The organism is Acidimicrobiales bacterium (assembly GCA_036399815.1).
Lineage (GTDB): Bacteria > Actinomycetota > Acidimicrobiia > Acidimicrobiales > DASWMK01 > DASWMK01.
On record DASWMK010000151.1, the window covers coordinates 1 to 21601 of the forward strand.

Sequence of the window (21601 nt, forward strand, 5' to 3'; positions counted from 1 at the left end):
TGGCCACGTGGGCCAGGCGGGTCGTCACCTTCCACGTCGTCTGCCTCGGCTGGGTGCTGTTCCGGGCCGGCTCGCTCGGCACCGCCCTCGAGGTGCTCGGCCGCATCGTCGCCCCCGGCACGTCCGCGGTGACGGCCGTCAACGCCGTGGTCGTCCTCGTCGTGGCCGGCATGCTGGCGTCGCAGTACGTGAGCGCCGAGCGGGTGGCGGCCGCCCAGGCCGCCGTGTCCCGCTGGCCGATGCTGGCCCAGGCCGCCGCCCTCGCCAGCGTCGTCGTGCTGCTCGACGTGCTCGGGCCGGCCGGCGTCGCCCCGTTCATCTACTTCCAGTTCTGACGACGTGACCCCGCCCCGCGACGACCGCCGCCGCGTCCCCGCCGGCCAGGCCATCGCCACCATGGTGGTGGCGCTGCTGCTGGCCGCCGTCGTCGACGCCGACGGGCTCGTGGCCGTGGCCGAGCGCCAGCCGTTCGGCACCACCCGCGACGTCGCCCTGGCCGTCACCCGCCCGCTCCAGCGGGTGGCCGACGCCACCCGGCTCAACCGCCCGGCCCGGTGGCTGGCCGACGCCACCGACGAGGACCGGCCCGAGCTGGCCACCCCGGTCACCCTGGCGCCGACCACCACCGCGACCGAGGCGGCCCCGACGACGGCCGCCCCGCCCGGGGAGGGCCGGCCGGGGACGACGGTGCCCCCGCCGACGACGACCACGACCACCGACCCGCCCCGCCGCCGCCCGACCGCCGAGCAGCCGCTGCGGGTCTGGATGGCGGGCGACTCGCTCATGGGCAACCTGGCCACGGCCATCGGCCGGATGGTGAGCGGCGACCCCCGCTACGACCTCCGGGTCCGCTACGAGGTCGGCACCGGCCTGGCCCGCCCCGACGTGCTCGACTGGCCGGCCACCGTCGCCGGCGAGGTCCAGCAGGAGGACCCCGACGTCGTCATCCTGCTGTTCGGCGGCAACGACGCCCAGGACATGCAGGCCGACGGCCGGTACCTGTCGTTCGGCTCGCCGGAGTGGCAGGCCGAGTACCGCTACCGGGTCGCGCTCACCATGGACCAGGCCGCCCAGGGCGGGCGGACGGTGATCTGGGTGGGGCTCCCGTACACGACCCGGGACGAGCTGAACCAGGCGTTCACGATCTTCAACGAGATCGCGCGGACCGAGGCCGGCAAGCGCGACGACGTCCGCTTCTTCGACATCGTCCCCGCGCTGACCCCGACCGGCGCCTTCGAGGAGTTCCGCCCCGACCCCGACGGCGGCACCCTGCGGGCCCGCGAGCGCGACGGGGTGCACGTGACCATCGACGGCTGGTCCCTCGTCGCCCCGCTGCTGCTCGCCACCGTCGCCGACGAGTACCACCTGCTCCCCGGCGACACCGGCTGACGGCCGGCCGCGGCCTCAGCTCATGGCCGGGCCGACCTCGTCGGCGGCGGTGGCCTGGCGGGTGCCGAGCGGGCGCTGGCGGCCGACCGTCGAGTCCTTCGCCGTCTGCTTCTCGGTCTCGGCGTTCACCTCGGCGCCGAACAGCACGATGTAGGCGGTGAGGTTCAGCCACAGCAGCAGCACGACGATGGCGCCGAGGGCGCCGTAGGTCTCGTTGAAGCTGCCGAAGCGGTCGGCGTAGATCGAGAACAGGATCGACCCGATCACCCACAGGACGGTGGCGAGGAGGGCGCCCGGCGTCGTCCACTGCCACTTCGGGTCGTCCCGGTCGGGCGCCACCTTGTAGAGCACGGCCAGCGCGACCAGCATGCCGACGAAGAGCCCGATCCAGCGGAGGGCGCCGACGACCAGGCGGACGGCCAGCGGCGAGTCGTCGAACAGCTGGGGCAGGACCACGATGAGCATCCCGGCGACGACGATGAAGGCGACGAAGCCGAGGGTGAGGAGGATGGCGAGGCCCCGGAGCTTCACGAACTTGCGGGTCTCGCCCTCGTCGAAGGCGACGTTGACCGCCTGGATCATGGCCTTCATGCCCTTCGAGGCCGACCAGAGCGCGGCGGCGACCGACACCACGAGGGCGATGCCGAGCCCGCTCTCGGCCGACTTCGTGATGTTGGTGAGCTGGTTCTCGAGGAGGGTGCGGACGTCGCTCGGCAGCCCGGTCATGTTCTGGACGAGGTTCTGCACGTCGCCCGGGTCGCGGATGAGGCCGTAGATCGACACGACGGCGACGAGGCCGGGGACGATGGCGAGGAAGATGTAGAACGCCACCCCGGCGGCGAGGATCGAGAGGTTGTCCTCCTTCATCTGCTGGAACGTGCGCTTGGCGACGTCCACCCAGCCCCGCTTCGGGATCTGCGCGGGGGTCTCGGCGGCCCGGCCCCGGTCGGCCTGCGCGAGGCGGCCGTCGCCGCCCCCCGTCGTCGGTGCTCCCATCTCCAGCTCCTCCTTGAAGCGGCGGAGGTCGGCGTCGAGGCTCCGGCGCACGATCCCCAGGCGGTCGCCGACCAGCTCGAAGGTCCCCTCGGGCTCCCAGTCGAGCTGGACGACCACCCGGGTGGTCCCCTCGTCGACGGCGTGGAAGCTGACGACCCCGGCGTGGTGGGGGCCGTCGATCGAGCGCCAGGCGATGCGGTCGCCCTCGACCATCTCGGTGATGGCGGCCGTCCACGACCTGGACTCCCCGGCGATCCTCGCCGCCATGGCGAAGTGCCGGTCGTCGACCCGCTTGGCGTCGACGATGGAGCGGAACACGTTCGGGAGGCGCTCGAGGTCCGACCAGGCGGCCCACACGTCGGCCGCCGGTCGGCGGACGTCGACCGAGCGGATGAGCAGGCTCATGGGGCCAACCCTTCCCCGCTACCGTCGCCCTCATGAGCGACGAACGGATCGCGGGCCGGTCCAACCTGCTGCCGGAGGAGGACGCGGTCGGCAGCGAGGACCCCGAGGGCCAGGCCGAGGCCATCCTCGCCGAGTCCGACGAGCGGGTGCTGGAGCGGGACGTGGCCCACGGCAACCAGGTGGTCGAGCACCGCCGGTCAGAGGACGTGGTCGAGCCGGCCGACGACTGACCCCCCCGGGGCGGGCGGCCGACCGTCCCGCGGTCGGCGCGGGGCCCACTGGTACGTTGCCACGGTGGCCACGGCACGGACCAAGGGTGGGCGGCGGCCCCCGTCGGGGGCGTCCGCCCGGGCCGCCCGGCCGCCGGCCGGCCGGCGCATGGCGGGCGCCGTCGCGGACGCGCTCGACGGCCACGGCGCCGACCTCGCCGGCCTGACCCTCGTCCTCGTCGGCCTCGTGGCCGGGCTCGGCGTCTACGCCGACCTCGCCGGGCCGTTCGGCCGGGCCCTCGACACGGCCGCCGGCGCGCTCGCCGGCCTCGGCCGCTTCCTCGTCCCGCCCGCCCTCGTGGCCGGCGGGGTGGCGCTGGTCAAGGACGGGCCCGAGGACGGCGGCAACCGGGCGAGGGCCGCGGTCGGGTCGGTGCTCGTCGGCCTCGCCGCCCTCGGCCTCGCCCACCTCGCCGCCGGCCCCACGGGGTGGGGCGGCCCGGTCGACGACCTGCGGGGCGCGGGCGGCCTCCTCGGCGCCCTCGTGGCCGAGCCCCTCCGGGGGGTCGTGGCCACGTGGGGGGCGGCGCTGGTCCTCCTGACCGCGGCCGTGCTCGGGCTGGTCGTGCTCACCCGGGTGCCGGTCCGGGTCGCCGCCCGGCGCACCGCCGAGGGCGTCCGCCCCCTGTCGGCCGCCGTCGGCCGGGCCTGGCGGGGCCTGTTCACGATGGGCCACGACGGGCCGGCGCCGTCGCCCGAGCCCCCTTCCTTCGAGGGCCCCGACGAGGCGGACGAGCCGGCGCCCGACGACGACGGGCCCGAGCCGACGGCCGAGCCGGCGGCCGAGCTGGCCGCGGCCGCGCCGGCGCCGCCCGAGCCGGCCGAGCCGGTCGAGGGCGACCAGCTGGAGATCGACCTCGGGCCGGGCGCGGCCAGGGGCGCCTGGAAGCTGCCGCCGCTCACGCTGCTGGCCAGGGCCGGCGCCCAGGAGGTCGACCGCCGCCAGGTGGAGGAGACGGGCCGGGCGCTCGAAGCGGCGCTCGCCGAGCACGGCGTCGCCACCCGCCTCGTCGGCATGCTCGTCGGGCCGACCGTCACCCGCTACGAGCTCGAGCTCGGCCCCGGCGTGAAGGTGGCCAGGGTCACCAGCCTCCACAAGGACATCGCCTACGCGATGGCGTCGCCCGACGTCCGCATCCTGGCCCCCATCCCCGGCCGCCAGGCCATCGGCGTCGAGGTGCCGAACGTCCGCCGCCAGATCGTCACCGTCGGCGACATCCTGTCGAGCGAGGAGGCCCGCCGGGCCACCCACCCCCTCGAGGTCGCGATCGGCCGGGACATCTCCGGCCGGGCCGTGCTGGCCAACCTGGCCACCATGCCGCACCTGCTGATCGCGGGGGCCACCGGCGCCGGCAAGTCGTCCTGCATCAACTCGCTGATCACGTCGATCCTCATGCGCTCGACGCCCGAGCAGGTGCGGATGATCCTCGTCGACCCCAAGCGGGTCGAGCTCAACCAGTACGACCGCCTGCCCCACCTGCTGACCTCGGTGGTCACCAACCCGAAGAAGGCCGCCAACGCCCTGTCCTGGGCCGTGCGGGAGATGGAGCGGCGCTACGACCTGCTGTCCGAGGTCGGCGTGCGCGACATCACCGGCTACAACGCCGCCTTCGACCGGGGCGACCTCCGCCCGGAGCCGGGCAGCGACGTCACCTACTCGCGGCTGCCGTTCGTCCTCGTCGTCGTGGACGAGCTGAACGACCTGATGATGGTGGCCGCCCGCGACGTCGAGGAGTCGATCTGCCGCATCGCCCAGATGGCGAGGGCCGTCGGCATCCACCTCGTCGTCGCCACCCAGCGGCCGTCGGTCAACGTGATCACCGGCGTGATCAAGGCCAACATCCCGGCCCGGCTGGCGTTCGCGGTATCGAGCCTGGCCGACAGCCGGGTGATCCTCGACCGGGGCGGGGCCGAGCGCCTGGTCGGCAAGGGCGACATGCTCCTGCTCGGGCCGGCGTCGAGCACCCCGCGCCGGGTCCAGGGCGCCTGGGTGACCGAGGACGAGGTGCGGCGGGTCGTCGCCCACTGGCGCCGGCAGTCGCCCGAGGTCGCCTACGTGGAGGGCGTCGAGGGCGAGGAGGCCGGGCCGGGGATCGGGCTCGGCGGGGCGTCGGGCGACGAGGACGACGAGGCCCTCGTGTTGGCGGCCATGGACCTCGTGGTGCGGTCCCAGCTGGGGTCGACGTCGATGCTCCAGCGCAAGCTGCGGGTCGGGTTCGCCCGGGCCGGCCGGCTCATGGACCTGCTCGAGCAGCGGGGGGTGGTCGGCCCGTCCGAGGGGTCGAAGGCGAGGGCGGTGCTCATGACGGTGGACGAGCTGGAGGAGCTCCAGGCCCGCGCCCGCGAGCGATGACCGTCCTCGTCCTGGCGGCGGGAGGGACGATCTCCAGCCGCCGCCGGCCCGGAGGGGCCGTCGAGTTCGTGATGTCGGGCGCGGACGTCGTCGCCCAGGCCCCTGAGCTGGCCGGCGCCGACCTCGAGGTCGTCGACGTCCACCGCGGCTCGAGCTCGGACCTGCCGCCGGCCGGGGCCGCCGCCCTCGCCGAGCGGGCCAGGGCGGCGCTCGAGGGCGGGGTGGACGGCGTGGTCGTCACCCACGGCACCGACACGGTGGAGGAGACGGCCTACCTCTGCGACCTCCTCGCCGGCGACGCCACCGACCGGGGCGGCCTCGTGCTGACCGCCGCCATGCGCAACGCCGCCGAGGCGTCGCCCGACGGGCCCCGCAACCTCCTCCAGTCCGTGCGCCTCGCCGCCGACCCGTCGTCCCGGGGCCTCGGCGCCGTGCTGTGCGTGAACGACGAGGTCCACGCGGCCAGGTGGGTGACGAAGGTCGAGAGCGTGAACGTCGCCGCCTTCGCCTCACCCGGCCGCGGCCCGGTCGGCCGGGTGACCGACGGCCGCCTCGCCGTCGACGTCCCGCCGCCGCCCCGGCCCCGCCGCGGCGCCGGGGTCGAGACCCGCGTGGAGCTGGTGGCCGTGTACCCGGGCCAGGACCCGGCCGTCCTCGGCTGGCTGGCCGACCGGGGCGCGAAGGGGATCGTCCTCCAGGGCCACGGGTCGGGGAACCTGACCGCCGCCCACCGCCCGGCCGTCGAGGCCCTGCTCGCCCGCGGGGTCGCGGTCGTGATCGCCACCCGCTGCCTCACCGGCGGCGTCGTGCCCACCTACGGCGGCGACGGCGGGGCCGCCACCCTCGTCGACCTCGGCGCCATCCCGGCCGGCACCCTGAGCGCGGGGAAGGCCAGGATGGCCCTGATGGTCGGCCTCGCCGCGACGTCGTCGACCGACGAGCTCCGCACCTGGTTCGCCGACGCCGGCAGGTGACCCGCGCTCTGGACCGGCGCCGGGCGGGAGGTTCGAGGGCATGCGGCGGGAGGCCCGACGTCGCCCCTGGCCCGCCCCGGCCAGGCCCACGGGTAGGTTCGGGGCATGGAGCTGGAACGGGTCGGGGTGGTCGGCTGCGGCCTCATGGGGTCGGGCATCGCCGAGGTGTGCGCGCGGGCCGGGCTGGACACGGTCGTCGTCGAGGTCGACGACGGCGCCGTCGCCGCCGGCCGGTCGAGGATCGAGCGGTCGATCGGGCGGGCCGTCGGCGCCGGCAAGATGAGCGACGAGGAGCGGGACCGGGCCTTCGACCAGCTCCGCTTCAGCACCTCCTACGACGACCTGGCCGACCGCCAGCTCGTGGTCGAGGCGGTCATCGAGCGGGAGGCGGAGAAGGTCGCCGTGTTCTCCCGGCTCGACGCCGTCGTCGAGGAGCGGGGCGCCGTCCTCGCCAGCAACACGTCGTCCATCCCGATCATGAAGCTCGCCATGGCGACCAAGCGGCCCGAGGCCGTCGTCGGCATCCACTTCTTCAACCCGGTGCCGGTGCTGAAGCTGGTGGAGCTGGTGACCTCGCTGCTGACGAGCGACGAGACCGTCGACACCGCCGAGAAGTTCGCCGAGGGCGTGCTCGGCAAGCACGTCATCCGCAGCCAGGACCGGGCCGGGTTCATCGTCAACGCCCTGCTGATCCCGTACCTGCTGTCGGCCATCCGGATGCTGGAGTCCGGCTTCGCCACCAGGGAGGACATCGACGCCGGGATGGTCGAGGGCTGCGCCCACCCGATGGGCCCGCTGGCGCTCACCGACCTCATCGGGCTGGACACGACGATGGCCGTCGCCGAGTCGCTCTACGAGGAGTTCAAGGAGCAGCTCTACGCCCCGCCGCCCCTGCTGGCGAGGATGGTCGACGCCGGCCTCCTCGGCCGCAAGGCCGGCCGCGGCTTCTACGACTACCGCAAGCCCGCGTAGCGCCGGCGGCGCCGGGACCGCCGCCTCGCCGCCGGTAGCCTGGCGGGCCGTGACCCGGCGCTACTGGCTCGAGACGCTGGGGTGCCCGAAGAACCAGGTCGACTCCGAGAAGCTGGCCGGCACCCTGGTGGCGGACGGCTACCGCCCGGCGGACGACCCGGCCGAGGCCGACCTCGTCGTGGTCAACACGTGCGCGTTCGTGGAGGAGGCCCGCCAGGAGTCGGTCGACACGATCCTCGCCCTCGCCGGCGAGCGGCGCCCGGGCGCCCGCCTCGTCGTCACCGGCTGCCTGGCCGAGCGCTACGGCGACGAGCTGGCCGAGGCCCTGCCCGAGGTCGACCGGGTCGCCGGCTTCGGCGTGCCCGTCGCCCTGGGCCGCACCCGCCGGGCCGGCGAGCCCGCGGCCGGCGAGACGGCCGTCCCCGCCCTCGACCTGCTCAACCTGCCCCGCCCGGCGCCGGCCGCCCCGTGGGCGTACGTGAAGGTGGCCGAGGGGTGCGACCGGGCCTGCGGGTTCTGCGCCATCCCGTCGTTCCGGGGCAAGCAGCGGTCCCGTCCGGTCGACGGCGTGCTGGCCGAGGTCGAGGGCCTCGCCGCCGCCGGCGTGCGCGAGGTCGTCCTCGTCGCCCAGGACCTGGCCGCCTACGGAAGGGACCAGGGGAGGGGCGAGCGGGCCATCGTCCCCCTCGTCCGCCGGGCCGCCGCCGTCGTCCCCCGGGTCCGGCTGCTCTACCTGTACCCCTCCGACCTCACCGACGGTCTGATCGACGCCGTGTGCGAGACCGGGGTGCCCTACTTCGACCTGTCCCTCCAGCACGTGTCCGCGCCGCTGCTGCGGCGGATGCGGCGCTGGGGCGACGGTGCCCGCTTCCTCGACCGCATCGCCGACATCCGCCACCGGGAGCCCGACGCCGCCTTCCGGTCGAACTTCATCGTCGGCTACCCGGGCGAGACCGAGGCCGACCACGACCGGCTGCTGGCCTTCGTGGACGAGGCCCAGCTCGACTGGTGCGGGTTCTTCGCCTTCTCGCTCGAGGAGGGCACGTACGCGGCCGGGCTCGACGGCGCCGTGCCCGCCGGCCTCGTCGCCGAGCGGCTGGCCGAGCTGCGGGAGCGCCAGGACGCCATCACCGCCGCCCGCCGGGACGCGCTGGTCGGCCGTCGGGTCCGGGTCCTCGTCGACGCGCCCGGCGTGGGCCGGACGCACCGGGAGGCGCCCGAGATCGACGGCATCGTCGCCGTCTCGACCGCCCTCCCCGTGGGAAGCTTCGCCGACGTGACCGTCACCGCGGCCGCCGGCCCCGACCTCGAGGCCGCCTGACCGTGGCGACGTCGTTCGGGCCGTCGGCCCTGGCCACCCCGGCGAACGCCGTCACCATCGCCCGCCTGGTCATCGCCCCGTTCCTGCTGCTGCTCATCCTCGGGCCGACCGAGTCCTGGCCGGCCCTCGTCCTCTGGATCGCGCTGTCGGCCACCGACGGGGTGGACGGCTACCTGGCCCGCCGCCAGGGCACGACCCGGTCGGGGGCCTTCCTCGACCCGCTGGCCGACAAGGTCCTGGTCGTCGGCGCCCTGCTGGCGCTCGTCGCCGTCGGCCGCTTCTGGTGGGCGCCCGTCGCCCTGATCGTCGCCCGCGAGGTCGCCATCAGCGTCTACCGGGCCAGGGTGGGCCGCCAGGGCGTGTCGGTCCCGGCCCGGTGGTGGGCGAAGGTGAAGACCGTCGTCCAGTCGCTGGCCGTCGGCGTGGCCCTGCTGCCCCCGGCCGAGGACGTCACCTGGGTGGCCGACGGGCTGCTGTGGGTCGCCGTCGTGCTCACCCTCGTGACCGGCGCGCAGTACCTGCTCGACAGCAGGGACCAGTAGGGGCGGTGCGCTGCGAGGTCGTCGCCGTCGGCACCGAGCTGCTGCTGGGCCAGATCGTCGACACCAACTCGTCGTGGCTGGGGGAGCGGCTGGCCCTCGCCGGCATCGACTCCCACTTCCAGACCAAGGTCGGCGACAACCTCGGCCGCATCGTCTCGGTGCTGCGCCTCGCCCTCGACCGCAGCGACGCGGTGGTCGTCTGCGGCGGGCTCGGGCCGACCCAGGACGACATCACCAGGGAGGCGATCGCCGAGGTGATGGGCGTGCCGCTGGTGCGGGACGAGGCCGTCGCCGACCGCATCCGGGCGATGTTCGCGGCCAGGGGGCGGGCCATGCCCGAGAGCAACCTGCGCCAGGCCGATGTGCCCGCCGGCGCCACGGTCATCGAGCAGACGAGGGGGACGGCGCCCGGGCTCATCTGCCCGGTCGGCGACAAGGTCCTCTACGCCGTGCCGGGCGTGCCCTTCGAGCTGTACGACATGGCCGAGCGAGCCGTGGTCCCGGACCTGCAGCGCCGGTCCGGCGCCCGGTCGGCCATCGTCAGCCGGACCCTGCGGACCTGGGGCGAGAGCGAGTCGGGCCTGGCCGAGCGGCTGGCCGGCCGCATCGCCGCCCTCGACGCCACCGGCAACCCGACGCTCGCCTTCCTCGCCAGCGGGATCGAGGGCATCAAGGTCCGCATCACGGCCAAGGGCGGCGACGAGGCGGCGGCCGGGGCGCTGGTGGCCGCCGAGGAGGAGGAGCTGCGGGCCCTGCTCGGCGACCTCGTGTTCGGGGTGGACGAGGAGACGATGGAGTCCGTCGTCGGCGGGCTGCTCGTCGACCGGGGGCTCACCCTCGGGCTGGCGGAGTCGGTCACCGGTGGCCTGATCGGGTCCCGGGTGACCGACGTGCCCGGCGCCAGCCGGTGGTTCAGGGGCGGGGTCGTGTCCTACGCCAGCGAGGTGAAGTTCGACCTGCTCGGCCTGCCGGAGGGGCCGGTGGTCAGTGCGGCGGCCGCCGAGGCCATGGCCGAGGCCGCCCGGCGGGTGCTCGGCGCCGACGTCGGCCTCGCCGTCACCGGCGTCGCCGGGCCCGACGAGCAGGACGGCCAGCCGGTGGGGACGGTCTTCGTCGGCCTCGCCCTCGACGGCGACCCGCCGCAGTCGACCCGCCTGCGCCTCCCCGGCGACCGGCCGAGGGTCCGCCAGTACGCCACGATCTCCGCCCTCGACGTGCTGCGCCGTCGCCTGCTGCGGCGGCCAGGGGGGTAGGCGGTACGCTGCCGGACCGACCGGGAGGAGGAGTCGTGGCCCGATTGGCCCTCATCGCCGCCGCGCTCGTGCTCCTGGCCGGTGCCTGCGGCGTGAAGAGCGACGAGCAGCTGCTCGAGCCGCTCCTGGGCGACATCGAGGTCTCGTTCGCCTCCACGACCACGGCCGGGCCGGCGCCGTCGTCGGCGTCGACCACCGCAGCCGGCCCCGCCACGACGGGCGACGACGCCTCCGCCACGGGTACGACCGGCGACGGCGCCGCCGCCTCCGACCTGCCGCCCGGGGTGGCGCCGGGCGACCTCGGCGACGACGCCGCCCTCGACGAGGCCGCCGACCGGTGCTTCGACGGCGACCTCGACGCCTGCGACGACCTGTACTTCGAGTCCCCGCTGGGGTCGGGCTACGAGCGGTACGGGTCGACGTGCGGCACCCGCAACGTGGAGACGTTCGGCGGCTGCGTGACGCGGTACGCCGGCCAGACGACGGCCGAGGACCTGCCGCCGGGCGAGCCGCCGGGCGACCTCGGGAACGACCCAGCGCTCGACGACCTCGCCCAGCACTGCTTCGAAGGAGACATGGACGCCTGTGACCAGCTCTACATCGGGAGCCCGAGCGGCTCTGACTACGAGTCCTACGGCGCCGCCTGCGGCGGCCGCACCGTCGACGCCGGCGGCTCCTGCCGGGCCACCCACGGTGCCGGGAGCTGACCGGGGCCGGGGCCGGGGCCGAGGCCGCTGGCCCGGCGTCGTGGCGCTGGCCGCGGCCGCCGTGCTCGCCCTCGGGGCCTGCGGGATCAAGGACGAGGCCTCCGTCGCGGCCGGCGACTTCTGCGACCAGGCCCAGGCCCTCGCCGAGAGCGGCCCCGAGCTGCCCGAGTCGCCCGAGGCCATCGAGCAGGTCGCCGACCAGTTCGACCGCCTGGCCGACTCCGCGCCGCCCGAGATCGACGACGACATGACGTACCTCGCGGACATCTACCGGCAGGTGACCGACGCCCTCCAGGAGAGCGGCGGCGACGACCCGGCCGACATCTTCGCGGCCGCCGCCCCGTTCTTCGACCCCGAGAACGCGCAGCGGCTCGAGGAGGCCAACCAGAACGTCGAGCGCTACCTGTCCGAGGAGTGCGGCGTCGAGATCGACGAGGGCGCCTCCACCACCCTCGCCGGCGGCACGTCCACCTCGACCACGCTCGAGGTCACGACGTCGACGACCGAGGAGGAGACCACCTCCACCACGGCCGAGGAGACGACCACGACCGAGGCCGAGGAGACGACGACGACGACCGGGGGCGGCGGCCAGGCCCTCCCGCCCGGCGAGCCGCCCGGCGACCTCGGCGACGACCCGGCGCTCGACGCGCTCGCCGACCAGTGCTTCGAGGGCGACATGCAGGCCTGCGACGACCTGTACTTCCAGTCGCCGATCGACAGCGCGTACGAGGAGTACGGCGACACCTGCGGCGGCCGCAACGAGCCCATGGGCCTCTGCACCACGCTCTACGGCGGCGGCTGACCCCGCCCGATCATCCGTGACGCCGGTGGGCGGGCCGACCAGGCCCGCCCACCGCCGCGCCCGGGCCGCTGTTGCGCCGACGCGGGTCGCCGCCTCCCGCCGCGCCCGGGCCGCTGTTGCGCCGACGCGGGCTGCCGCCCGCCCGCCCCCGCCGGTCGCCCTGCCGATGCGGGCTGCGCCCGCCCCCGCCGGGCCGCCGCTCCGGTCGCCCTGCCGAACCGGGCTGCCTCCGCCGCGACGGGCCGGCCGTGCCGGCGCCGCGGCAACCGGTCCCTCGCCGCCCGACCGGCCGGCGCCATGCTGGGCCCGCCATGCGCCTGTTCGTCGCCGTCCACCCGCCGGCCGAGGTGCTCGACGCGGTCGCCGCGCTGCCCCGGCCCGAACGGCCCGGCGTGCGGTGGACGACGAGGGACCAGTGGCACGTCACCCTCCGCTTCCTCGGCGAGGTGGACGACCCCGGCCCGGTGGCGGCGGCCGTCGCCGAGGCGGTCGCACCGCTCGCGCCCGTGGAGGCCGTCCTCGGCCCGGCGGTGACCGCCCTCGGCCCCGGCGTCGTCTGCGTGCCGGTCGCCGGGCTCGACGAGGTGGCGGCGGCCGTCGTGGCCGCGACGGCGCCGCTCGGCCGCCCGCCCGAGGAGCGGCGCTTCCGCGGCCACCTCACGCTCGCGAGGGTGCGCCGGGGCGGCACGCCGGCCCGCCCCCTCGCCGGGGCGCCGGTGGCCGGGTCGTGGACGGTCACCTCCGCCGAGGTCGTGCGCAGCCACCTGCACCCGGCCGGCGCCCGCTACGAGGTCGTGGCGACGGCGCCGCTCGGCGGCCGGCCGCCGGGTCCTTGAGCGAACGCCCGTTCGGAACTACACTCCTGTCGTTCTTCCCTGACCCCCCGTCCGCCACCGGGTTCCTGTCACACCCCCTCCGTACCTTGGTGGCAAGCGATCGCAGCCCTCGACGGGCCGCCACCCCTACGACCGCCTCCTCGGAAAGGACACCAGCGGTGGAACGAGACAAGGCACTCGAGATGGCGCTCAGCCAGATCGAGCGGCAGTTCGGCAAGGGCTCCGTCATGCGGATGGGTGAGAAGGGCACCATGCAGGTGGAGGCCGTCTCCACGGGCGCGCTCGCCCTCGACCTCGCGCTCGGCATCGGCGGCCTGCCGCGCGGCCGGGTCGTCGAGATCTACGGCCCGGAGTCGTCGGGGAAGTCGACGCTCGCGCTCCACGTCGTCGCCGAGGCCCAGCGCAACGGCGGCATCTGCGCCTACATCGACGCGGAGCACGCCATGGACCCGGCCTACGCGGCCGCCATCGGCGTCGACATCGACGAGCTCCTCATCTCCCAGCCGGACACGGGCGAGCAGGCCCTCGAGATCGCCGACATGCTGATCCGCTCGGGGGCGCTCGACGTCGTCGTGATCGACTCGGTCGCCGCCCTCACGCCGAGGGCCGAGATCGAGGGCGAGATGGGGGACAGCCACGTCGGCCTCCAGGCCCGTCTCATGTCCCAGGCGCTGCGCAAGCTGACCGCCAACCTCAACAAGTCCCGCACGATCTGCGTCTTCATCAACCAGCTGCGGGAGAAGATCGGCGTGATGTTCGGCTCGCCGGAGACCACGCCGGGCGGCCGGGCGCTGAAGTTCTACTCGTCGGTCCGGCTGGACATCCGCCGCATCGAGTCGATCAAGGACGGCGTCGAGGTCACCGGCAACCGCACCCGCGTGAAGGTGGTGAAGAACAAGGTCAGCCCGCCGTTCCGGCAGTGCGAGTTCGACATCATGTACGGGCGGGGGATCAGCCGGGAGGGCTCGCTGCTCGACGTGGGGGTGGACGTCGGCATCATCAAGAAGTCCGGTGCCTGGTACACCTACGAGGGCGAGCAGCTCGGCCAGGGGCGTGAGAACGCGAAGCAGTTCCTCGGCGAGAACCCCGAGGTGATGGTCGAGATCTCCGAGCGCATCCTCACCAAGGTCGGCATCGCCGCGTCGCCGGACGGGGTCGACCCCAACGAGGTGCCGATCACGCTCGAGGACTGACGGTCGCGCCGGCGCCGTCCTCCGGGGTGACACCTGCCACCCCGGAGGACGGCCACCCGGGGAGGAGGCCGCCGCTCCGGCGTCGAACTTGCTCAGGCGCACGCCGACGGGCGGGGGAGAGCCATGGAGACACTGAAGGTTTCGAGCCGATCCAACCCGAACTCCGTCGCTGGCGCCATGGCGGGGGTCATCCGCCAGAGCGGAGCGGTCGAGGTCCAGGTCGTGGGCGCCGGAGCGCTCAACCAGGCCGTCAAGGCCGTCGCCATCGCCAGGGGCTACGTCGCCCCGAGCGGGGTCGACCTGGTCTGCGTGCCGACGTTCGCCGACATCCTCATCGACGGCGAGCGCCGCACGGCGATCCGCCTGCACATCGAGGACCGGCGCCGCGAGAGCACAGCCCCCGACCCCACCATGTTCGTCGACCTCGGCGACCGGGACATCGCCTCGCCGAGCGCGGCCGGCTGGTCCTGACCGGGCCGGCGTCGCCCACCACCCCCCGTCGTCGGGCGGCGACCGCCCACGCCTAACCTGGGCCGGTGCCCAGGAGCTACGTCGTGCGCACGTTCGGGTGCCAGATGAACGAGCACGACTCCGAACGCATCGCCGGCCTGCTCGAGGCCGACGGGCTGGTGCCGGCGACGTCGCTCGCCGACGCCGACGTCGTCGTGCTGAACACGTGCTGCATCCGCGAGAACGCCGACAACAAGCTCTACGGCAACCTCGGCCACCTCAAGGCCCTGAAGCAGCAGCGGCCCGACCTCCAGATCGCCGTCGCCGGCTGCCTGGCGCAGAAGGACCGCGACCTCGTCCGTGAGCGGGCGCCGCACGTCGACGTCGTGTTCGGCACCCACAACGTGCACCGCGCCGCCGACCTGCTCCGGCAGGCCGCCGAGTCCGGCCCGGTCACCGAGATCCTCGAGGCGACGGTCGCCGACGACCACGCCGCCTTCCCGTCGGCCCTGCCGGCCCGGCGGGAGCTGTCCCACGCCGCCTGGGTCACGATCCAGATCGGCTGCGACAACAGCTGCGCGTTCTGCATCGTCCCGTCGGTGCGGGGGCCGGAGATCAGCCGCCCGCTCGACGAGCTGGTCGACGAGGTGCGGGGCCTCGCCGAGGACGGGGTCACCGAGGTCACCCTCCTCGGCCAGAACGTGAACTCCTACGGCCGGGACCTGACCCTCGCCCGCCGGGCGGCCGGCGAGGCGGTGCGGCCCCGGCCGCTCTTCGCCGAGCTGCTGAGGGCCGTCGGCGCGGTCGACGGCATCCGGCGGGTGCGGTTCACGAGCCCGCACCCGAAGGACCTCCGCCCGGACACGATCGCGGCGATGGCCGAGACCCCGGCCGTGTGCGAGCACCTCCACCTGCCCCTCCAGGCCGGGTCGGACCGCACGCTCGCCGCCATGCACCGGGGCTACACGGCCGAGCGCTACCTGGAGCGCCTGGGCGCGGCCCGGGCCGCCGTGCCCGACCTCGCCGTCACCACCGACCTGATCGTCGGCTTCCCGGGGGAGACCGACGACGACTTCGAGGGAACCCTCGAGGTCGTCGCCGCCGCCGAGTACGACAGCGCCTACACGTTCGTCTTCTCGCCCAGGCCCGGCACCGAGGCGGCCGGTCGCCTGGCCGAGGACCCGTCGCTGGCCGTCCCGCCGGACGTCACGGCCGACCGCTTCGACCGCCTCCGCACCGTCGTCGAGCGCTCGGCCCTGGCCCGCCATCGGGCCCGCGTCGGGCGGGTCGAGGAGGTCGTCGTCGAGGGCCCGAGCCGCAGGGACCCCGGCGTCCTCACCGGCCGGACCCGGCAGAACAAGCTCGTGCACTTCACGCCGCCCCAGCCGCTGCGGGCCGGCACCTACGCCGAGGTGGCCATCACCGGCGCCGGCGCCCACCACCTGTCGGGCGACCTCGTCCGGGTCACCGCGCAGGCCCGGCACCGCACCCGCATCCCCGTCGCCGCCGGGTGACCGACCGCCTCCACGTCGTCCTCGTCCACAGCCCCCTCGTGGGCCCGGCCACGCTCACGCCGGTGGCCGACGCCCTCCGGGCCGCCGGCCACGGGGCCACCTTCCCCCGTTTGACCCCGCCGCTGCACGCCCCCCGCCCGTGGTGGCGCACGGCCGCCGCCGAGGTCGCCGCAGCCGTCGTCGCCGGCCCTCTCGGCGATCGCCCCGTCGAGCCGCATCGGCCCCTCCCGGCGCCCGGGCCGGGAGCCCCCGACCGGCCGCCGGGCGCGCCGGCCCGTGGAGCGGCCCCGCCGGGCGCGCCGGCCCGTGGAGCGGCCCCGCAGGGCGCGCCGGCCCGTGGAGCGGCCCCGCAGGGCGCGCCGGCCCGTGGAGCGGCCCCGCCGGGCGCGCCGGCCCGTGGAGCGGCCCCGCCGGGCGCGCCGGCCCGTGGAGCGGCCCCGCCGGACGTGACGGCCCCGTCCACCGTGGCGGCCGACCAGCGGCGGCCGCTCGTGCTCGTGGGGCATTCGGGTGCGGGGCTCGTCCTCCCGGTCGTCGCCGCCGCCCTCGCCGCCGCCGGGCGGCCGGTCGCCGCCACCTGCTTCGTCGACGCCCTCCTCCCGGCCGACGGTCGCCGTCCGCGCGACGGCGCCCCGCCGGCCTTCGCCGCCCTGCTCACCGACCTCGCCGTCGACGGGCTCCTCCCGCCCTGGGCGGACTGGTTCGGCGCCGACGCCGTCGCCGCCGCCGTGCCGGACCCGGTGGCCCGGGCCGCCGTCGTCGACGAGCTCGTCGCCGTCCCCACCTCGTACTTCGACGACCCGATCCCCGTCCCGCCCGACGACCCGACGGGGCCGTGCGCCTACCTGTCGTTCACCTACGACGACGAGCTGGCCGAGGCCCGCCGCCGCGGCTGGCCGACCGCCCGGCTCGCGGGCGCCCACCTCCACACCGTCGTCGACCCGTCGGCCGTCGCCGCGACCGTCGCCGACCTCGCCACCCGAGCCCTCGCCGCCGCGGCCGAGCGGCCCGCCGCCGGCACGGACGCACACCCCGCCCCGGCCGCCGTCAGCACCGACGCACCCGCCGCAGCGGCCCCGCCCGCCGCCCCCGCCGCATCCACCGGCCCGACCGGCCCCGGCGCCCGGTGACCCACGCGGCCATCGTCGGCACCACCGCGTCGGGCAAGTCGGCCGCCGCCCTGGAGGTGGCGCGGCGGTGCCCGGACGTCGAGCTCGTCTCCGTCGACTCCATGCAGGTGTACCGGGGCATGGACGTCGGCACCGACAAGCCGAGCCCGGCTGAGCGGGCCGAGGTCCCGCACCACCTGCTCGACCTGGCCGACCCGTGGGAGGAGTTCACCGTCGCCCGCTACCGCAGGGCCTTCGACGAGGCGCTGGCCGGCATCGAGGCCCGCGGCCACCGGGCCCTGCTCGTCGGCGGCACCGGCCTGTACCTGCGGGCCGTCGTCGACCGCCTCGCCATCCCCGCCCGCTACCCCGACGTGCGGGCCGAGCTCGAGGCCGAGCCCGACACCGTCGCCCTCCACACCCGGCTGGCCGCCCTCGACCCGGTGGCGGCCGGTCGCATGGTGCCGACCAACCGGCGCCGCGTCGTCCGGGCCCTCGAGGTCACGCTCGGCAGCGGCCGCCCGTTCTCGTCCTACGGGCCCGGCCTCGACGCCTACCCGCCGACCCCGTTCCGGCTGTTCGGCGTGGACCTGCCCGCGGCCGATGTCGCCCGCCGCATCGAGGCCCGCTACGCCCGCCAGGTCGAGCAGGGCTTCGTCGACGAGGTGCGCCGCCTGGCCGCCGACTCCCGCGGCCTGTCCCGCACCGCCGCCCAGGCTCTCGGCTACAAGGAGCTGCTGGCCCACGTGCGGGGCGAGTGCGACCTGGCCGGCGCGCTCGACCTCGCCGTCCGCCGGACCCGCCGCTTCGCCCGCCGCCAGCGGGTGTGGTTCCGCCGCGACCCCCGCATCAGGTGGGTCCCGGGCGGGAATGCGGTCGCCGTGGCCGACGCCCTGCTGGGAGACTGGGCCAGATGCGCGTGACCAAGCACCACGGGCTCGGCAACGACTTCCTCGTGCTGCTCGACCCGGCCGGCGCGGCCGGCGCCGGGCCGGACCTGGCGCGGGCCCTGTGCGACCGCCACACCGGCGTCGGCGCCGACGGCCTGCTCCTCGGCACCCGGGGCGACGACACCGCCGACCTCGGCATGACCCTCTGGAACGCCGACGGCAGCGTCGCGGAGATGAGCGGCAACGGCATCCGCTGCCTGGTGCAGGCGGCGCTGGCCGCCGGCCTGGTGGACGGGCCGGTGGTCGAGGTCGCCACCATGGCCGGCCTCCGCCGGGTCGAGGTGAAGCCGGGCCCGGACGACCGCACCATCGAGGCCACCGTCGACATGGGCGAGGCGCGCGTCGTCCGCTCCACCGCCCGGCAGGCCGAGGTCGACGTGGGCAACCCCCACCTCGTCGTCCTCGACCCCGACGGGCTGGCCGACCTGGCCGAGCTCGGGCCCGCCCATCCCGACGTCAACGTCGAGGTCATCCGCCCCGCCCTCGACGGCGCCGTCGACCTGCGGGTGTGGGAGCGCGGCGTCGGCCCGACCGAGGCGTGCGGCACGGGCGCGGTCGCCGCCGCCGTGGCCGCCCACCGCTGGGGGCTCGTCGGCGACCGCGTCGTCGTCCGCATGCCGGGCGGCGCCGCCGAGGTCGGGCTGGGGGACACCGCCACCCTCACCGGCCCCGCCACCTTCGTCGCGGCGGTGGAGGTGCCGTGGCCCTGATCGAACGCTCCATCCGGGAGCGCATCGTCCTCGTCGGCGTCGCCATCCCGCCGTCGACCGAGGACGACGTCGACGCCTCGCTCGACGAGCTCTCGCTGCTCGTCGACACCGCTGGCGCGGACGAGGTCGCCCGCCTCGTGCAGCGGCGGGAGGCGCCCGATCCGGCCACCTACATCGGGCGGGGCAAGGCCCAGGAGCTGAAGGAGGTGTCGGAGGCGACCGACTGCGACACCGTCGTGTTCGACGACGAGCTCACCCCCGCCCAGCAGCGCAACCTCGAGAAGCTGCTCGGGCGGACGGCCATCGACCGCACCGCCGTCATCCTCGACATCTTCGGCCAGAACGCGCACAGCCAGGTCGGCAAGGCCCAGGTCGAGCTGGCCATGCTCCGCTACCGGCTGCCCCGCCTGCGGGGCCGGGGCACGGCGCTGTCCCAGCAGGGCGGCGGCATCGGCACCCGGATGGGCCGGGGCGAGACCAAGCTCGAGGTCGACCGCCGGCGCATCCTCCGCCGCATCCACAAGCTGGAGGCCGACCTGCGCGAGGTCGAGCGGGTGCGGGCCACCCAGCGCAAGGCCCAGCATCGCAGCCGCATCCAGTCGGTGGCCATCGTCGGCTACACCAACGCCGGCAAGTCCACCCTGCTCAACCGGCTGACCGATGCCGGGGTGCTGGTCGAGGACCGCCTGTTCGCCACCCTCGACGCCACCACCCGGCGCCTCGAGCTGCCCGGCGGCGAGCCGGTCCTCGTCATCGACACCGTCGGGTTCGTCCGCAAGCTGCCCCACCAGCTGGTGGAGGCGTTCAAGTCGACCCTCGAGGTGGTGGTCGACGCCGACCTGCTCGTGCACGTGGTCGACGCCGCCGGGCCCGACCCGGAGGGCCACATCGAGGCCGTCGACGCCGTGCTGGCCGAGATCGGCGCCGGCGACGTCCCCACCCTGCTCGCGTTCAACAAGACCGACCTCGCCCCCGAGGAGGCGGCCCGCCTGGCCAAGAGCCACCCCGGGTCGGTGGCCCTCTCGGCGGCGACCGGCGACGGTGTGCGCGACCTGGTGGTCGCCGTCGGCGACCGGCTCAGGGCCCTCGCCTCGGTGGTCGAGCTGGCCGTCCCCTACGACCGGGGCGACGTGCTGGCGGCCGTCCACCGGGAGGGCGAGGTGGTGTCCGAGGCGGCCGAGGGCGACGTCATGCGGGTGCGGGCCCGCCTGGACGCAGCCGCCGCCGACCGCTTCTCCGAGTTCGTGGTCGCGGCCCGTTGACGACGGTCACCGGCTTCCGCCCGCCGCCCTACCCCTTCGACCGCCTCGTCGACCTGAAGGCGCTCGCCGACGAGCACGACGGCGGCTGCGTCGACCTCTCCATCGGCACGCCGACGGACCCGCCGCCGCCGGCCGTGGTCGCCGCCCTCTCCTCGTCGGGCGCCGAGCGGGGCTACCCGCCGACCGTCGGCACCCCCGCCTTCCGCGACGCCGCCGCCGGGTGGATGGCCCGCCGCCTCGGGGTCGACGTGCCGAGGGAGGCCATCGCAGCGTGCGTCGGGACCAAGGAGCTGGTCGTCGGCCTGCCCCACTGGCTCCGGCTGCGGCGCCCGGACCGGGACACCGTCCTCTACCCCGCCGTCAGCTACCCGAGCTACGAGATGGGCGCCACCCTGGCCGGCCTCCGGGCCGTCCCCGTCCCGGTCGACGACGCCTTCCGGCTCGACCTCGCGGCCGTCGACCCGGCCGACGCCGACCGGGCGCTGTGCCTGTGGGCGAACACCCCGGGGAACCCGGCCGGCAACCTCGACGACCTCGGCGCCGTCGTGGCCTGGGGCCGGGCCAGGGGGATGCCCGTGCTGTCGGACGAGTGCTACGCCGAGTTCACCTGGGACGGGCCGCCCCGCACGGCGCTGGCCGACGGTCTCGACGGCGTGCTCGCCGTCCACTCCCTGTCGAAGCGGTCGAACCTCGCCGGCGTGCGGGCCGGGTTCTTCGCCGGCGACCCCGACCTCGTCCGCTACCTGGGCGAGGTGCGCAAGCACGCCGGGCTCATGCCGCCCGGGCCGGTGCAGGCGGCGGCCGTCGTGGCCCTCGGCGACGACGCCCACGTGGACGAGCAGCGGGAGCGCTACCGGCGGCGGCTGGTGCGCTTCCGGGAGGTGCTGGCCGCCGTCGGCATCGACGCGCCGATGCCGGGCGGGTCGTTCTACCTGTTCGCCCCGGCGCCCGGCGGCGACGCCTGGGCCTGCGCGGAGCGCCTGGCCAGGGAGGGCGGCGTGCTCGTCAGCCCGGGCGAGTTCTACGGCCCGCAGTCGACGGGGCACGTCCGGGTGGCGATGGTCGCCCAGGACGACCGCCTCGAGCTGGTGGCCCGGCGACTCGGGGCGGCGTGAGCGTCGAGCGCCGCCGCCCCGGCTCCGGCGGCTACTGGCTCGGCGCCGCCGCCATCGTCCTCGGCGTCGTGCTCGAGGCGGTCGCCGTCGTCCGGGGGGTCGTCGGCTTCACCGACAAGATCGACGGGTTCGACCGGGTCCCGGTGCCCGGCGAGGCGACCGTCACCCTCGACGAGGGCGGCCAGACCCTCTTCTACGAGGTCCGCGGCCTGCGCGACGACGACACCATCCCCGTGCCGCCGATGGACGTGCAGATCGTGCCGGTGGGCGGCGGCGGGGCGCTGCCGATCGGCACCTACGACAGCGACCTCACGTACTCGACCGGGGGCCGGTCGGCGGTCGCCGTCGCCACCGTCGACGTGCCGGCCGACGGCGACTACACGGTGACCGTGCAGACCGCCGGCGAGCCGTCGAACGTGGGCGGGCCGGCCACCCTCGCCATCGGCCGGGGCATCGCCGGCGGGCTGGTCGCCGGGGTG

At 75.8% G+C, this 21601-nt stretch carries 21 protein-coding genes and 1 pseudogene; 21 read left to right on the forward strand and 1 reads right to left on the reverse strand.

The window, feature by feature from the left end; genetic code table 11:
- Together VGB14_10810 and VGB14_10815 are read left to right on the forward strand one after the other, a co-directional pair.
- On the forward strand, window positions 1-335 hold a 335-nt coding region (locus VGB14_10810), incomplete at its 5' end, for a hypothetical protein (protein HEX9993408.1).
- Between the two features lie 4 nt (window positions 336-339).
- Window positions 340-1389 (forward strand): DUF459 domain-containing protein, encoded by a 1050-nt coding sequence (locus VGB14_10815; protein HEX9993409.1) that lies wholly within the window; start codon window positions 340-342, stop codon window positions 1387-1389.
- Window positions 1390-1404: 15 nt separating this feature from the next.
- Here VGB14_10815 and VGB14_10820 read toward each other — a convergent pair whose 3' ends face one another.
- Window positions 1405-2790: a YhjD/YihY/BrkB family envelope integrity protein gene (locus tag VGB14_10820; protein ID HEX9993410.1), complete on the reverse strand. Its 1386-nt coding sequence runs from the start codon at window positions 2788-2790 to the stop codon at window positions 1405-1407.
- A gap of 32 nt (window positions 2791-2822) precedes the next feature.
- Between VGB14_10820 and VGB14_10825 the strand changes: the two genes are divergently transcribed.
- The 19 genes and pseudogenes from VGB14_10825 to VGB14_10915 all read left to right on the forward strand — a co-directional run.
- Window positions 2823-3020, forward strand: a complete 198-nt coding sequence (locus VGB14_10825; protein HEX9993411.1) for a hypothetical protein — start codon at window positions 2823-2825, stop codon at window positions 3018-3020.
- Window positions 3021-3084: 64 nt separating this feature from the next.
- Complete coding sequence (locus tag VGB14_10830) at window positions 3085-5412, forward strand: DNA translocase FtsK 4TM domain-containing protein (GenBank protein ID HEX9993412.1); 2328 nt, start codon at window positions 3085-3087, stop codon at window positions 5410-5412.
- A complete protein-coding gene (locus VGB14_10835; GenBank protein HEX9993413.1) occupies window positions 5409-6386 on the forward strand; it encodes an asparaginase in 978 nt (325 codons plus the stop codon). The genes VGB14_10830 and VGB14_10835 overlap by 4 nt, the downstream gene beginning before the upstream one ends.
- A 105-nt stretch (window positions 6387-6491) precedes the next feature.
- The gene (locus VGB14_10840; protein HEX9993414.1) at window positions 6492-7358 is read left to right on the forward strand and encodes a 3-hydroxybutyryl-CoA dehydrogenase; all 867 of its coding nucleotides are present in this window, start codon (window positions 6492-6494) and stop codon (window positions 7356-7358) included.
- Window positions 7359-7407: 49 nt separating this feature from the next.
- Window positions 7408-8679 (forward strand): 30S ribosomal protein S12 methylthiotransferase RimO, encoded by a 1272-nt coding sequence (rimO, locus tag VGB14_10845; protein HEX9993415.1) that lies wholly within the window; start codon window positions 7408-7410, stop codon window positions 8677-8679.
- 2 nt (window positions 8680-8681) lie between these two features.
- Window positions 8682-9221 carry a CDP-diacylglycerol--glycerol-3-phosphate 3-phosphatidyltransferase gene (gene pgsA, locus VGB14_10850; protein HEX9993416.1) on the forward strand — a complete coding sequence of 180 codons (540 nt, stop codon included), beginning with the start codon at window positions 8682-8684 and terminating at the stop codon, window positions 9219-9221.
- Window positions 9222-9226: 5 nt separating this feature from the next.
- Window positions 9227-10474 carry a competence/damage-inducible protein A gene (locus tag VGB14_10855; protein HEX9993417.1) on the forward strand — a complete coding sequence of 416 codons (1248 nt, stop codon included), beginning with the start codon at window positions 9227-9229 and terminating at the stop codon, window positions 10472-10474.
- Between the two features lie 35 nt (window positions 10475-10509).
- Window positions 10510-11181 (forward strand): hypothetical protein, encoded by a 672-nt coding sequence (locus VGB14_10860; protein ID HEX9993418.1) that lies wholly within the window; start codon window positions 10510-10512, stop codon window positions 11179-11181.
- Window positions 11182-11221: 40 nt separating this feature from the next.
- Entirely contained in the window at window positions 11222-11983 is a 762-nt protein-coding gene (locus VGB14_10865; GenBank protein ID HEX9993419.1) for a hypothetical protein, read from the forward strand.
- A 311-nt stretch (window positions 11984-12294) separates the two neighbouring features.
- Window positions 12295-12819 (forward strand): 2'-5' RNA ligase family protein, encoded by a 525-nt coding sequence (locus VGB14_10870; GenBank protein HEX9993420.1) that lies wholly within the window; start codon window positions 12295-12297, stop codon window positions 12817-12819.
- A 158-nt stretch (window positions 12820-12977) separates the two neighbouring features.
- Complete coding sequence (recA, locus tag VGB14_10875; GenBank protein ID HEX9993421.1) at window positions 12978-14012, forward strand: recombinase RecA; 1035 nt, start codon at window positions 12978-12980, stop codon at window positions 14010-14012.
- A 123-nt stretch (window positions 14013-14135) separates the two neighbouring features.
- Window positions 14136-14393, forward strand: a pseudogene (locus VGB14_10880) (stage V sporulation protein S).
- A 155-nt stretch (window positions 14394-14548) separates the two neighbouring features.
- Complete coding sequence (miaB, locus tag VGB14_10885) at window positions 14549-15976, forward strand: tRNA (N6-isopentenyl adenosine(37)-C2)-methylthiotransferase MiaB (GenBank protein HEX9993422.1); 1428 nt, start codon at window positions 14549-14551, stop codon at window positions 15974-15976.
- Window positions 15977-16422: 446 nt separating this feature from the next.
- Entirely contained in the window at window positions 16423-17106 is a 684-nt protein-coding gene (locus VGB14_10890) for a hypothetical protein (protein HEX9993423.1), read from the forward strand.
- A complete protein-coding gene (gene miaA / locus VGB14_10895; protein ID HEX9993424.1) occupies window positions 17103-18008 on the forward strand; it encodes a tRNA (adenosine(37)-N6)-dimethylallyltransferase MiaA in 906 nt (301 codons plus the stop codon). Before VGB14_10890 ends, miaA begins: the two co-directional genes overlap by 4 nt.
- A complete protein-coding gene (gene dapF / locus VGB14_10900; protein ID HEX9993425.1) occupies window positions 17999-18745 on the forward strand; it encodes a diaminopimelate epimerase in 747 nt (248 codons plus the stop codon). Before miaA ends, dapF begins: the two co-directional genes overlap by 10 nt.
- On the forward strand, window positions 18736-20007 hold the full coding sequence (hflX, locus tag VGB14_10905; protein HEX9993426.1) for a GTPase HflX: 1272 nt from the start codon (window positions 18736-18738) through the stop codon (window positions 20005-20007). Before dapF ends, hflX begins: the two co-directional genes overlap by 10 nt.
- The gene (locus VGB14_10910) at window positions 20004-21122 is read left to right on the forward strand and encodes an aminotransferase class I/II-fold pyridoxal phosphate-dependent enzyme (GenBank protein ID HEX9993427.1); all 1119 of its coding nucleotides are present in this window, start codon (window positions 20004-20006) and stop codon (window positions 21120-21122) included. The genes hflX and VGB14_10910 overlap by 4 nt, the downstream gene beginning before the upstream one ends.
- Window positions 21119-21601: hypothetical protein (locus tag VGB14_10915; GenBank protein ID HEX9993428.1), on the forward strand; the 483-nt coding region annotated here is incomplete at its 3' end. The genes VGB14_10910 and VGB14_10915, both read left to right, overlap by 4 nt.